This is a genomic window from Clostridium sp. ZBS2 (assembly GCF_023845855.1).
In the GTDB taxonomy this organism is placed as follows: domain Bacteria; phylum Bacillota; class Clostridia; order Clostridiales; family Clostridiaceae; genus Clostridium; species Clostridium aquiflavi.
On sequence record NZ_JAMQIF010000019.1, the window covers coordinates 95,268 to 109,740 of the forward strand.

A 14,473-nucleotide genomic window follows, 5' to 3' on the forward strand; every position below is an offset into this window, starting at 1 on the left:
CATTAAGAATTCTCAAAGTCCAATTACAACGCCATTTTGCCTATTGCAGATATCAATACATATTTAAAACTTTAAAACAAATCCTAAAATAAAATTATGTATGAGGTGAGAGAAGATGAAATTTAGTACTGTTGAAGAATGTGTAAAAGATATAAGAAATGGAAAAATGATTATTATTGTTGATGATGAGGGAAGAGAAAATGAAGGTGATTTAGTTATTCCAGCAGAGAAAGCAACTCCTGAAAATGTGAATTTTATGATTAAATATGCAAGAGGACTGTTGTGTGCACCTGTAGAAGAAGAAATAGCATTAAAATTAGGATTAAATCCTATGGTTGAAAAAAATACAGACAATCATGAAACAGCATTTACAGTAGCTGTTGACTACATAGATACAACTACTGGAATTTCAGCATTCGAAAGATCTGACACTATAAAAATGTTAGTACAAAGTGAAAGACCACAGGATTTTAGAAGACCTGGACATGTATTTCCTCTTATAGCAAAGAAAAAAGGTGTATTAGAAAGAACAGGACATACAGAAGCTTCAGTAGATTTAGCGAAAATTGCAGGCTTTAAAGGAGCTGCTGCAATATGTGAAATAATAAAAGATGATGGAAGTATGGCAAGAAGAGATGATTTAATAAAATTTGCTAAGGAACATGATTTGAAAATATTAACTATAGAAGAATTAATAAGATATAGACTAAGAAATGAAAGAAGTGTTACTAAAGAAGTGGAAGCAAAACTTCCAACAAAATATGGAGACTTTAAGGTTATAGGATTTAAAGAAAATGATAGTGAAAAATGTCATTTAGCTTTAATAAAGGGAGATATTTCAGGAGAAGAACCAGTACTTGTTAGAGTTCATTCAGAATGCTTAACCGGGGATAGTTTAGGATCAAAAAAATGTGATTGTGGAGAACAATATGATGCAGCTATGAAAATGATCGCACAAGAAGGAAGAGGTATTTTACTGTATATGAAACAAGAAGGAAGAGGTATTGGTCTTTTAAACAAATTAAAAGCATATTCACTTCAAGATGAAGGATTAGATACAGTTGAAGCTAACTTAGCTTTAGGATTTGCACCAGATTTAAGAGAATATAAATCTAGTGCAGATATGTTAAAAAACTTAGGGATAAATAGAATTAAATTAATAACAAATAACCCGGAAAAAATAGATGGACTTAGAGAAAATGATATTGATGTAGTAAAAAGAATTTCTATAGAAATGCCATTAAACAAAAATGATGAATTTTATTTAAAGATTAAAAAAGAAAAAATGAATCATTTATTAAATATATAATTATTAGGCTATGTTTTAGCAGAGCGTTGATATATGCATAAGTAAAGTGGGCGAAGTAATTAAAAAAGTAAAAAATTAGGAGGAATTAATAATGAATATTTTTGAAGGACAATTAGTTGCAGAAGGATTAAAAGTTGGAATAATAGTAGGAAGATTCAATGAATTTATAGGTAGTAAGCTTTTGGATGGAGCTATAGATGGACTTAAGAGACATGGAGTAAATGTAGAAGATATAGACGTAGCTTGGGTACCAGGAGCATTTGAAATGCCATTAATAGCAAAGAAAATGGCAAAAAGTCCTAAATACGATGCAGTTATATGTTTAGGTGCAGTAATAAAAGGATCAACATCACATTACGATTATGTTTGTTCAGAAGTTTCTAAAGGAATTGCAAATGTATCATTAGAAACTGGAAAACCAGTAATGTTTGGAGTGCTTACAACAAATAATATAGAACAAGCCATAGAAAGAGCCGGAACTAAAGCAGGAAATAAAGGCTATGAATGTGCAGTTGGTGCAATTGAAATGGCTAATTTAATAAAAGAACTATAATGAGATGACAAATTAATATATACAGAATAGAATAATTCAACCTCGTTAAATATATACAAGCTAAAAATAAAAAGCTTAATATATTTAACGAGGTGATTTTTTGTTATTTTTTATTAACCATATCTAATAATATTCTTTAATTTAATTAGGAACTATAAGTTCAACATTATAATTATTAAAATAATCAATATATTTGGCTGAAGGACACTTATCTGTAATTAGATAATCTAGATCTTTTACATCACAAAAGGTCATTAAAGAGACTATATTAAATTTTGAACTATCTGCAAGTAAAAATGTTTTATGACTTTTAGAAACAGCTACTTTCTTTATTTTAAATTCATTAGGTGAGGTGTGAGTAAGGCCATTTTCTAATGAAATTCCAGTACAAGCCATAAAAGATTTATTTATATTATAAGTTGATAAGACATCACTAGAAGTTAGCCCAGTAAAAGAAAAAGTAGTTCTATTAAACCTACCAGATAAACATATTATATCAATATTATCATGAGGAATTGCTTTTAAAATAACATTAATACTATTGGTAAATAACGTTATATTATCTTTATCATTTAAATAATCAATTATATTTAATGTGGTAGTACCAGAATCTATGAATATAGAATCCCCATCTTCAATAAATTCAGCAGCTTTTTTAGCAATATCTATTTTAGCACTGTTATTTTTTATTGTTCTTTCTTCAAATGGAAGCAGCTCATTACTTTGAGTATTTACTGTAACGCCCCCATATACTTTTTTTATTACGCCTTTATCAACTAAGGCATCTATATCCCTACGAATTGTATTTTTTGACATTTTAAATTCTTCGCAAAGTTTATCTATTGATACGGTTCTATGTTTATAAATAAATTCTTCTAATAAATCAAGTCTTTTTAAACGCATCTAAATACCCCCTTTTTATTTTATTTCAAAAATATGGAATCTAATATTAATTATAAACTATGAAATTATAAAGTAAAAGACATTATCATCATTATACCATAAATATCCTTAAAATTTAAAAAAAGTAAAAAATATACAAGGAAAATATTGACAATTAGAAAACAGGTACTTATAATATAACCATAAGATAACAAGAAGTTAATCATAAGATACCTGAAAGGAGACGGTAAAATGTCAAATGAATTCATAATTCCAAATAAAATTTTAACAGGGAAAAATTCATTAGAAGATAGTGTAGAAGATTTAAAATTATTTGGTGAAAAAGTTTTAATAGTTACAGATAACATTATGGTTAAGTTAGGTAATGTACAAGCTGTAATTGATATTTTAGATAAAGAAAAAATTAATTATTTTATATATGACGAAATAAATGGTGAACCAACAGATGTGATGATAGATAGAGGTGTAGATTTATATAAAAAAGAAAATTGTAATTACTTAGTAGCTGTTGGAGGGGGAAGTTCAATAGATTCAGCTAAAGCAATAGCGATGATGGTAAATAATGAAGGCAAAATATCTGATTATATGGGAAAACAAATAGAAAACAAATTACCACCAATAGTTGCAATACCAACAACTGCTGGAACAGGATCTGAGGCAACAAAGTTTACTATAATTTCTGATACTAAAACTGATGTAAAGATGTTAATAAAGGGAAGTTCATTAATGCCAACATTAGCAATTATAGATTCAAGATTTACTATGACAGCACCACCTAAAATAACAGCTGCAACAGGATTAGATGCATTAACACATGCTATAGAAGCTTATACATCTAAAAAGTCTCAACCACTTTCTGACACATTTGCACTATCAGCAATAAAGAAGATATTTAAATATTTGCCAATAGCATTTAATGAGGGAAAGAATGAAGAAGCTAGAACTCAAATGGCAATTGCAGCATTAGAAGCAGGAATCGCTTTTAATAACTCATCAGTAACAATAGTACATGGTATGAGTAGACCAATAGGAGCATTATTCCATGTACCTCATGGAATATCAAATGCTATGTTATTAAAGGAATGTTTTAATTTTGTATTAGATGGGGCTTATATTAAATTTGCAGATCTTGCTAGAGCCATTAGAATATCTAATGAAGATGAAGAGAATGAAATAGCAGCTAGAAAATTTGTAGAAGAAGTAGATAAGCTTTGTAAAATCTTATTTATACCTACTTTAAAAGAGTATGGAATAGATAAAGAAAAGTTTTTCAATAATTTAGATAAAATGGCTAAGGATGCACTGGAAAGTGGAAGTCCTCAAAATACTTTAAAAACAGTTAAATATGATGATATTGTCGAAGTTTATAAATCACTTTGGAGGTGATGAAGATGCCATTAGTAAGTATGAATGAACTATTACTAAAAGCAGACAATGAAAATTATGCAGTTGGAAGTTTTAGTGTAGCTAATATGGAAATGATAATTGGTGCTATAAAAGCAGCAGAAGAATTAAATTCTCCAATTATATTACAAATAGCAGAAGTGAGATTAAAACATTCACCATTAGATATAATAGGGCCATCAATGATAAAAGCAGCAGAAAAAGCTAAAGTACCTGTAGCTATTCACTTTGACCATGGCTTAACAATAGATAATATAAAAAAAGCATTAAGCTTAGGGTTTACTTCAGTAATGATAGATGGATCATCTCTAGATTTTTTAGAAAATATAAAGATAACGAGCTTAGTAGAAAAATTGGCTAGAGATTATGGAGCTGCTGTTGAAGGTGAAATTGGCCATGTTGGCGGTAGTGAAGACGGTAGTGAAGATATAAATATAAAAGTTACTGATTTAGACGAGGCTAGGCAATTTATAAATGAGACTGAAATAGATGCTCTTGCAGTAGCAATAGGAAATTCTCATGGAGTTTATAAAGGTGAACCTAAATTAAGATTTGATATTTTAACAAAACTACATGATAACTTAAAAATACCATTAGTATTACATGGTGGATCAGGAATATCAGAAGATGACTTTAAAAAATGTGCAACTATGGGAATAAGAAAAATAAATATAGCAACTGCTACTTTTAATAAAGTAAGAGATTCTGTAAAAAATCTAAATAGTAATTCAAAAGACTATGATTATTTTACTTTGCATGAGACTGAAATACAAGGGGCATATGAGAATGTAAAGAAACATATAAAAATTTTTGGTAGTAAGAATAAAGCATAACAAATGTAATTTTAGCTAGAATCAGATAACGTTTGCATTAAATATTACAGAAACATTAAACAAGGAGGTTTTAAAAGATGGGATATATTAAATTTCAAAAAGATAGAAAATTTGAGATAGTTCCTATTGGAAGAGTAGCAATTGATTTTAATCCAATAGATATAAATAGACCACTTTCAGAAAGTACGACTTTCAAAAAATATTTAGGGGGATCACCAGCTAATATAGCAGTTGGGCTTTCAAGACTTGGCAAAAAAGTTGGCTTTATAGGTAAGGTTTCAAAGGATCAATTTGGAAAGTTTGTAGTTTATTACTTTGATAATGAAGGAATAGATACTTCACAAATAAAGTATGCAGAAAATGGCGAGTCTTTGGGACTTACATTTACAGAAATAGCAAGTCCAACAGAAAGCAGTATTTTGATGTATAGAAATGGAATAGCTGATTTAGAGTTAGATGTTAATGAGATAGATGAAGAATATATAAAAAATACAAAGGCAATAGTAATATCAGGAACAGCACTTGCTAAAAGTCCATCTAGAGAAGCTGCATTAAAAGCATTAGAGTTTGCCAAAAAGAATAATACAGTTGTAATTTTTGATGTAGATTATAGAGAATATAATTGGAAAAATAAAGATGAAATAGCTATTTATTATTCAATAGTTGGAAAGCAAAGTGACATTGTTATGGGATCAAGAGAAGAATTTGATTTGATGGAAAGTCTAATTGTTAAGGAAAAAAGCACTGATGAAGAAAGTGCTAAAAGATGGTTAGATTTTGGTAATAAAATAGTTGTAATTAAACATGGAAAAGAGGGTTCTACAGCTTATACTAATGACGGAAAATCATATAAAATAAAGCCATTTCCAGTAAAACTCTTAAAATCATTTGGCGGTGGAGATGCATACGCTTCAGCATTTATATATGGAATATTAGAAGAATGGGATATTATGGATGCATTAGAATTTGGAAGTGCTTCAGCAGCTATGTTAGTAGCAAGTCATAGCTGTTCACAAGATATGCCAACTGTAAAGCAAATAAATGAATTTATAAAAGAGAAGAAAAAACAATATGGAGAAATGATAGCAAGAGGATAAGGGAGGATTAATGATGATTCATGAATTACATGATTTACAATATGGTGAAAACGTATTATGTGAAATTAGCGGTAAAAACAAAGAAATGTTAATGGATATTGTAGTTGAAAAATTAAGAAAAGGTGAAACAAAAGAGTACCACAATGATGATAAAGAAATAGCAGTACTTCTTTTAACAGGAAAGCTTAAAATAGCTTGGAATAAAGATTCTGAAATAATAGAGAGAAAGTCTGTTTTTGATGAAGATCCATGGTGTTTACATGTTTCTAAGAATATAAAAGTAATAGTTGAATGTTTAGAAGAAAGTGAATTAATAATACAAAGCACAGATAATCAAAATGATTTTGAAGCAAAATTATATTCACCGGATAAGTGTAGAAGTGATATTTTTGGTGAAGGAACTTGGAATGGAACTGCAAGAAGAATTGTAAGAACCGTATTTGATTATAACAATGCACCATATTCTAATATGGTAATTGGAGAAGTTATAACATTTCCAGGAAAGTGGTCAAGTTATCCACCACATTATCATCCACAACCAGAAGTATATTTTTATAAATTTAACAAAGAACAAGGCTTTGGATTTTGTTTAAATGGAGATAATGCATATAAGATCTCTAATAATAGTTTTTCAACAATAACAGGTGGAGATGTTCATCCACAAACATCAGCACCAGGATATGCAATGTATTATTGTTGGATGATTAGGCATCTTGAAAATAATCCATGGACTGACAGGATAGATGTAGAAGAACACAAATGGCTTTGGGATAAAGATGTTAAAATATGGCCTGATAAGGCATAATCAGAAAAGTAACAAGTTCATTTGCCGCCTATTTTTCATCATGTTGCGTCGGAAAATTGACCTAATAGGCCATGGCAATTTGAAAATATACATTGCAATTTTAGACTTGTTATTTATGTTTATGTGTCTAAATAATTATGAGAAGGTGAGTTTATGAAGAGTACAAAAATGACAACAGCACAAGCGTTGGTTAAATTTTTAGATAATCAATATGTTTCATTTGATGGAAAAGAAGAAAAGTTTGTTCATGGAATATTTACTATCTTTGGTCATGGAATAGTGGTTGGTTTAGGACAAGCGCTTGATGAGAATCCAAGAGGTTTAAGAGTTTATCAAGGAAGAAATGAGCAAGGTATGGCACATGCAGCAACAGCATTTGCTAAGCAAAATAATAGAAGAAAGATTATAGCTTGTTCTTCATCAATAGGACCAGGAGCTGCAAATATGGTCACAGCAGCAGCAACAGCAACAGTAAATAATATACCATTACTTTTACTTCCAGGTGATTCATTTGCAACTAGACAACCAGATCCAGTACTTCAACAAATTGAGCAATCTTATAACCTTGGAATCACTACAAATGATGTATTTAAGCCTGTATGCAAGTATTGGGATAGAGTAAATAGACCTGAACAATTAATGTCTGCAATGATCAATGCAATGAGGGTATTAACTGATCCAGCTGAAACAGGAGCAGTATGTATAGCACTTCCACAGGATGTTCAAGGAGAAAGTTTTGAGTTTCCAGAATACTTCTTTAAAAAACGTGTTCACAAAATTACTAGACCTTTAGCTGTAGAAGAGGAATTTTATGAATGTTTAAATATAATGAAAAATAAAAAGAAACCTATAATAATTTGTGGCGGTGGAGTAAGGTATTCAGAAGCTGGAGATGCCTTATCTAAATTTGCTAATAGATTTAATATACCTATAGGTGAAACACAAGCTGGAAAAAGCTCAATAAAATCAAGCGATCATATGAATTTAGGTGGTATTGGAGTTACAGGAAATTTAGCTGCAAATATCATAGCTAAAGATGCTGATTTAGTAATTGGAGTTGGTACAAGATTTTCAGATTTTACAACTGCATCAAAATCATTGTTTAAAAATCCAGATGTAGAATTTGTAACAATTAACTTATCAAAATTTCATGCTAGTAAATTGGACTCATGTAAGATGGTTGGAGATGCTAAAGAATGTTTAGAATATCTTCATAAATTACTTGAAAAAGAAAATTATATTTCTTCATATAAATACGAGATAAAAAATGCAAAAATGGTATGGAAAGAAGAAATGAAAAGACTAACTAATATAAAATATGAAGAGAATTTTGAGCCAATTATAAAATTTAGAAATAAAGAAAGCTTAGAAGAATTTAAAAAATTAACTGATACAACAATAACTCAAACATCTGCATTAGGGTTAATTAGAGAATGTATTGATGATGATGCAATTATTGTTGGAGCATCAGGAAGTTTACCAGGAGATCTTCAAAGAATGTGGGAAACAGAATCTTTAAATTCTTATCATATGGAATACGGATATTCATGCATGGGATATGAAATAGCGGCAGGATTTGGTGCAAAGTTAGCAGATCCAGAAAAAGAAGTTTATTCAATTTTAGGTGATGGAAGTTATTTAATGTTACATTCAGAACTTATAACTTCAATTCAAGAGAATAAAAAAGTAAATGTATTATTATTTGATAACTGTGGATTTGGTTGTATAAATAATCTACAAATGTCTAATGGAATAGGAAATTTAGCAACTGAATTTAGATATAGAAATGATGAAACAAATAAACTTAATGGTAAATTAATACCAATAGATTTTGCAAAAGCAGCTGAAGGATATGGTTTAAAAACATACACAGCTAAAAACTTAGAAGAATTAAAGAATGCATTAATAGATGCAAAAAAACAAAAGGTTTCTACTTTAATTGATATTAAAGTATTACCTAAAACTATGACTGATGGATATGAATCATGGTGGCATGTAGGATTAGCTGAAGTATCAGAAAAAGAATCTGTTAATAAAGCTTTTGAAAATAATAAAAAAGTATTAAAAAGTGCAAGAAAATATTAAAAGGGAGATGTTTTTTATGTTAAAAGTTGGAATCATTGGAGCAGGAAGAATAGGTAAAGTTCATGGAGAAAGTATTTCTAAGTACGTTAAAAATGCAGAAGTAAAGGCAATAGCAGATGTATTTTTAAATGATGATACTAAAAAATGGGCTAAAGAAATGGGGATAGATAATGTTTATAATGACTACAAGAAAATTCTTGAAGATCCAGAAATAGATGCGGTACTTATATGTTCATCAACAGATACTCATTCACCAATTTCTATAGAAGCTATAAGAGCTGGCAAGCATGTATTCTGTGAAAAACCAATTGATCATGAGCTAAGTAGAATTAAAGAAGTTATAGATGAACTTAAGAAATCAAATGTTAAATATCAAGTAGGATTTAATAGAAGATATGACCATAACTTTAAAGCAGTTAGAAAAGCAGTTGTAGAAGGTAAAATTGGAGAACCACACATTCTTAAAATAACTTCAAGAGATCCAGAACCACCATCAATAGATTACGTTAAAGTTTCAGGTGGACTATTCCTTGATATGGCTATTCATGATTTTGATATGGCAAGATATCTTTTAGGAAATGATGTTGAAGAAGTTTATGCAGCTGGAAATGTATTAGTAGATAAAGCTATTGGAGAAGCAGGAGATATAGATACTGCAATAGTTACATTAAAAATGGAAAATGGAGCAATGGTTGTAATTGATAATTCAAGACAATCATCTTATGGATATGATCAAAGAGCAGAAGTATTTGGATCACTTGGGCAAGTAGCTGTAGCTAATGATAGTACTTCAAGTGCAGTTGTATCAACAAAAGATGGAGTAAATGGAGAAAAACCACTATTCTTCTTCTTAGAAAGATATATGCAAGCTTATGCAGAAGAAATAACTGAATTTATTGATGCAATTGTAAATGATAAAGAAGTTTGTGTAAATGCTGATGATGGATTAAAAGCTGTTCTAATAGGTAAGGCAGCAACAAAATCTTTAAAAGAAAATAGACCTGTTAAGATATCAGAAATTCAATATTAATATTAAAAGAAAATATATATTTAATGCTTAAAAATTCTGTATATAATTTATGAAAGAACAGTTTAATATTTCGTGAAATTTTAGGGGGAATTAATATGTTTAATAACGATAAAGTGAAAATAGGAATATGTCCAATTGGTTGGACTAATGATGATATGCCAGACTTAGGAAAAGAAAATACATTTGAACAAGCCGTAAGCGAAATGGCTCTTTCAGGATTTAAGGGTACTGAAATCGGAAATAAATATCCTAAAGATGTAAAGGTTTTAAAGAGGGCTTTAGAAATGAGAAATCTTCAAATTGCAAGTGCTTGGTTTAGCTCATTTTTAACTACTAAACCTTATGAAGAAACTGAAAAAGAATTTATAGATCATAGAGATTTTTTACATGCAATGGGGTCTAAAGTTATAGTAGTTTCAGAACAAGGTCATAGTATTCAAGGACAAATGGAAACTCCTATATTTGATGGAAAGCATCATTTTAATGAAGAAGAATGGAAGCTATTAGCCCATGGACTTAATAAATTGGGACAATTAGCAGCTGATAAAGGAATGAAGATTGTTTATCATCATCATATGGGAACTGGAGTGCAAACAACAGAAGAAATTGATAAGTTAATGAGTGTTACTGATGAAAATTTAGTATATTTATTATTTGATACAGGTCATTTAGTGTACTCAGGTGAAAATCCAGTTGAAATACTAAAAAAGTATGTTCACAGAATAAAACATGTTCATTTAAAAGATATAAGACCTGAAATTGTGAGTAAGGTTAAAAATGAAAAATTAAGTTTCTTAAAAGGTGTAAGAGCTGGAGCATTTACAGTTCCTGGAGATGGCTCAATAGATTTTGAACCAATATTTAAGATATTAGCAGAAAATAATTATGAAGGATGGTTAATGATAGAAGCAGAACAAGATCCATCTATTGCAAATCCTCTTGAATACGCAATTAAAGGAAGACAGTATATAAAAGAAAAAGCTAGTATTTAAAGCATTTAATTTATCATTTTATCTTTAGGATTCCATGTTATATTTTATAATAATTAGTATTTTATAAATATATATAATATGGAATCCTTTTATCTTAAAATAGAAGGAGGATTGAATATGTTTACGTTAATTACCTTTATATTTTTTGTAGTTTTAGTAGGTGTAATATCATTTTATAAGACTAGAGGTTCTAACACTGAATCAGCAGATGGATACTTTTTAGCTGGCAGAGGATTATCAGGTGTTGTAATAGCCAGTTCAATAATGCTTACAAATTTATCAACAGAACAAATAATAGGGTTAAATGGACAAAGTTATATGACTAATATGGGACCAATGGCATGGGAAGCTACGGCTTGTGTATCATTAGGAATTTTAGCTTTAATATTTTTACCTAAGTACTTTAAAAGTGGAATTACAACAATACCAGATTTTTTAGAGGAAAGATATGATTCAACAACAAAAAGAATAGTATCGTTGTTGCTTCTTTTAGGATATATAGTAACATACATTCCTACAGTATTGTATTCAGGTGCTATAGTTATAAATAAAATATTTGGAATATCAGATATTTTAGGAATAACAACTTTTCAAGCAATAGCAATAACTGGATTTATGATATCAGTAATAGGTTGTATATATGCAGTATATGGTGGATTAAAACTATGTGCTGTATCAGATACCATTAATGGAATAGGTCTGCTTGTGGGTGGATTAATGGTACCTGTACTTGGAATAATATCAGTTGGACATGGGAATTTTGTAGATGGATTTAATGTTTTACTAGCCAATCCTCAAAAATTAAATGCAATAAATCCAGCAAATTCCCTATCTCCACTAGTTCCATGGCCAGTTTTAATGACTGGATTATTATTTAATAATTTATTCTATTTTTGTACAAACCAATCAATTGTTCAAAGAGCTTTAGGTGCTAAAAATTTAGAAGAAGCACAAAAAGGCGCTATATATGCAGGGTTTTTAAAATTAATAGGACCTTTCTTTTTAGTATTACCAGGTGTAATTGCATTTGCTAAGTATGGAACAAGATTAGAAAATGCAGATATGGCATATCCTACATTATTAATAGATGTATTACCAAAACCATTATTAGGATTTTTCGCTGCAGTTTTATTTGGAGCTATTATGAGTTCATTTAATGGAGCGTTAAATAGTTCGGCTACTTTATTTACATTAGATCTTTATAAACCACTTATGAAACCAAAAGCTAGTGATAAAGAATTAGTTCATATTGGTAGAAAATTTAATATAATAATTGCAATAATAGCTACATGTGTTGCACCATTTATATTATATGCACCTACGGGATTATATGGATTTTTACAAGAATGTTTTGGTTTTTATAATGTACCGATTTTAGCAGCTGTAGTTGTAGGATTTTATTCTAAAAGAGTTCCTAAGATTGCACCTAAAATTGCATTTTTTGTTCATATAGCTTTATATACATTATCAAAATTTTTAATAAAAGATGTTCATTTTCTTTACGTATTGGGAGTTTTATTCCCAACATGTGTAATCGTTATGCTTATAATAGGAAAATTAAATCCTAGAGAAACCGATTTTGTACAAGAAAATAAAGCAGTAGTTAGTTTAACACCGTGGAAACATGCTAAATTAGCTACTGGAATTATGGTAGGAACAATGTGTTTAATATACTTAATTTTCTCACCACTAGGAATAGGTCAGTGGTAAAATATTAATTAGGCACAATCAAAAAATAACAAGTCCATTTGCTAGTTATTTTCCATCATGCTGCGTCGTTAAATTGACCTAATAGACACGCTATGAGGACAATTAATCTTCTTGACTGATGAAAAATATCCATTGCAACTTTAGACTTGTTATTTATTTTCATGCTTCTTTATTTGAAATTAAGAAATATAAAATTTAAAAACATTAAATAAAACTTAAAACTAAAAAATATATTTGGGTAAGAATAAATAAGTAAATAATAAAGTAGAAAGTCATATCTACACTTTAAATTAAATGTGCGCTATAAATCATCAACATCTTGCTCTTCACCATATCTAACAGTTCCATCAGAACTAAAACTATCTTTTTTATCATATTGAATAAATGAGCCATCATTTGGTTCTTTAGACTTTTGAGCACATTTACTACAAGATTGTGCTTGCGTATGTAATAAATCAACAAGTTTTTTTATATTATCCATATTAAAAATTACTCCTTTCCTATAATAGTTTTAGTATTACCAAGTATTTAAATTATAGTATTATAAGATATATAATTTAAACATATAAAAATATGTAAATAATAAATTTTGCCATTAGTAAATTTCATATGCTATAATTGAAATATATAAACAGAGTTCTCAGCCTTAGATTAGGTTGTGGTTAATCTTAAATTAAAAAATCGTTATGTAAAGATATATAGTTAATACTCCTACTTGTAGAAGTAGGAGTATTAACAGAGTCTATTTTCTGGATAAAAATTATCATATAATTTGACCATATACATTTGATTGGAGAGATATTATGTCTTATGAGAAAAACAGGGGATGCTTAGAAAGAATAACTAATATTTATAGTGAATTAAAAGGCGCAGAAAAAAAAGTTGCACAGTATGTATTAGAAAATCCTAAAAATATAATTCATTTTTCAATAACAGAATTAGCTGAAGTAAGCAAAGCTAGTGAAGCAACTGTATTTAGATTATGTAGTAAGCTTGGTTATAAGGGATATCAAGATTTAAAAATTAATCTAGCTGGCTCTGTAATAGAACCAATAGACAATATTTATGAAGAAATAAAAGAAAATGATGATACATATATCATTATGAGAAAAATAATGAGTTCTAATATAAATAGTATTGAAAGTACGTTAAAAATAAACAAAACTGAAGATTTAGATAAAGCAATTGATATAATATTGAATGCTAAAAAGATAATGTTTTTTGGAATGGGAGGATCTTGGACTATTGCAAATGATGCTTATCATAAATTTATTAGAACAGGAATAGATTGTGCTACTTCAAGTGATTCACATTGGCAAGTTATGTTTTCTTCTATAGCAAATAGTGGTGATGCTATTATAGCTTTTTCAAACTCAGGAAGTAATAAAGAACTAGTTGAAAATATTAATTTAGCGAAAAAAAGAGGTATTAAAATTATAGCCATTACTGGAAATGAAAAGTCACCTCTTGCTAAAGTTGCAGATTTACACTTAATAGCATATGGAAATGAATCTATGTTTAGAAGTGAAGCCATGGAATCTAGACTTACTTCATTAATGATAGTTGACTGGCTTTATGTAGGAGTAGCAATTAAAAGAAAGGATAAGACATTAGATAATTTAGAACGCATAAGAAATGGTATAGCTAGCAAAAGATTTTAGTTAACTTTGTTACTATATTACAAAGCAAAAGGCTATTTTAAATAAATAATAAATAATAAATAACAAATAATAAATAATAAATAAATGGCTA

The 14,473-nt window shown here is 29.0% G+C and carries 13 protein-coding genes; 11 read left to right on the plus strand and 2 right to left on the minus strand.

Features of this window, described 5'->3' with window-relative positions:
- Window positions 1–115: 115 nt before the first annotated feature.
- Both NG918_RS11760 and ribH read left to right on the plus strand, forming a co-directional pair.
- Window positions 116–1,309 carry a bifunctional 3,4-dihydroxy-2-butanone-4-phosphate synthase/GTP cyclohydrolase II gene (locus NG918_RS11760; protein WP_252212832.1) on the plus strand — a complete coding sequence of 398 codons (1,194 nt, stop codon included), beginning with the start codon at window positions 116–118 and terminating at the stop codon, window positions 1,307–1,309.
- 91 nt (window positions 1,310–1,400) lie between these two features.
- Window positions 1,401–1,862: a 6,7-dimethyl-8-ribityllumazine synthase gene (ribH, locus tag NG918_RS11765; RefSeq protein ID WP_252212831.1), complete on the plus strand. Its 462-nt coding sequence runs from the start codon at window positions 1,401–1,403 to the stop codon at window positions 1,860–1,862.
- Between the two features lie 141 nt (window positions 1,863–2,003).
- Here ribH and NG918_RS11770 read toward each other — a convergent pair whose 3' ends face one another.
- Window positions 2,004–2,765: a DeoR/GlpR family DNA-binding transcription regulator gene (locus NG918_RS11770; RefSeq protein WP_252212830.1), complete on the minus strand. Its 762-nt coding sequence runs from the start codon at window positions 2,763–2,765 to the stop codon at window positions 2,004–2,006.
- Window positions 2,766–2,996: 231 nt separating this feature from the next.
- Between NG918_RS11770 and NG918_RS11775 the strand changes: the two genes are divergently transcribed.
- The 8 genes from NG918_RS11775 (at window position 2,997) to NG918_RS11810 (ending at window position 12,721) form a co-directional block, all read left to right on the plus strand.
- Window positions 2,997–4,151, plus strand: a complete 1,155-nt coding sequence (locus NG918_RS11775; protein WP_252226313.1) for an iron-containing alcohol dehydrogenase — start codon at window positions 2,997–2,999, stop codon at window positions 4,149–4,151.
- Between the two features lie 5 nt (window positions 4,152–4,156).
- Window positions 4,157–5,002, plus strand: a complete 846-nt coding sequence (locus NG918_RS11780) for a class II fructose-bisphosphate aldolase (RefSeq protein ID WP_252226315.1) — start codon at window positions 4,157–4,159, stop codon at window positions 5,000–5,002.
- 77 nt (window positions 5,003–5,079) lie between these two features.
- A complete protein-coding gene (iolC, locus tag NG918_RS11785) occupies window positions 5,080–6,099 on the plus strand; it encodes a 5-dehydro-2-deoxygluconokinase (protein ID WP_252226316.1) in 1,020 nt (339 codons plus the stop codon).
- Between the two features lie 13 nt (window positions 6,100–6,112).
- Window positions 6,113–6,904, plus strand: a complete 792-nt coding sequence (locus NG918_RS11790; protein ID WP_252226318.1) for a 5-deoxy-glucuronate isomerase — start codon at window positions 6,113–6,115, stop codon at window positions 6,902–6,904.
- 153 nt (window positions 6,905–7,057) lie between these two features.
- On the plus strand, window positions 7,058–8,989 hold the full coding sequence (gene iolD, locus NG918_RS11795; protein WP_252226320.1) for a 3D-(3,5/4)-trihydroxycyclohexane-1,2-dione acylhydrolase (decyclizing): 1,932 nt from the start codon (window positions 7,058–7,060) through the stop codon (window positions 8,987–8,989).
- Window positions 8,990–9,005: 16 nt separating this feature from the next.
- Window positions 9,006–10,019, plus strand: coding sequence for an inositol 2-dehydrogenase (gene iolG / locus NG918_RS11800; RefSeq protein ID WP_252226322.1), 1,014 nt, complete (start codon window positions 9,006–9,008; stop codon window positions 10,017–10,019).
- Window positions 10,020–10,114: 95 nt separating this feature from the next.
- Window positions 10,115–11,011 (plus strand): myo-inosose-2 dehydratase, encoded by an 897-nt coding sequence (gene iolE, locus NG918_RS11805; protein WP_252226324.1) that lies wholly within the window; start codon window positions 10,115–10,117, stop codon window positions 11,009–11,011.
- Window positions 11,012–11,128: 117 nt separating this feature from the next.
- On the plus strand, window positions 11,129–12,721 hold the full coding sequence (locus NG918_RS11810) for a solute:sodium symporter family transporter (RefSeq protein WP_252212823.1): 1,593 nt from the start codon (window positions 11,129–11,131) through the stop codon (window positions 12,719–12,721).
- A gap of 301 nt (window positions 12,722–13,022) precedes the next feature.
- Here NG918_RS11810 and NG918_RS11815 read toward each other — a convergent pair whose 3' ends face one another.
- The gene (locus NG918_RS11815; RefSeq protein ID WP_252212822.1) at window positions 13,023–13,202 is read right to left on the minus strand and encodes a hypothetical protein; all 180 of its coding nucleotides are present in this window, start codon (window positions 13,200–13,202) and stop codon (window positions 13,023–13,025) included.
- 322 nt (window positions 13,203–13,524) lie between these two features.
- Between NG918_RS11815 and NG918_RS11820 the strand changes: the two genes are divergently transcribed.
- A complete protein-coding gene (locus NG918_RS11820; protein WP_252212821.1) occupies window positions 13,525–14,382 on the plus strand; it encodes a MurR/RpiR family transcriptional regulator in 858 nt (285 codons plus the stop codon).
- The last annotated feature ends 91 nt before the right edge of the window (window positions 14,383–14,473 follow it).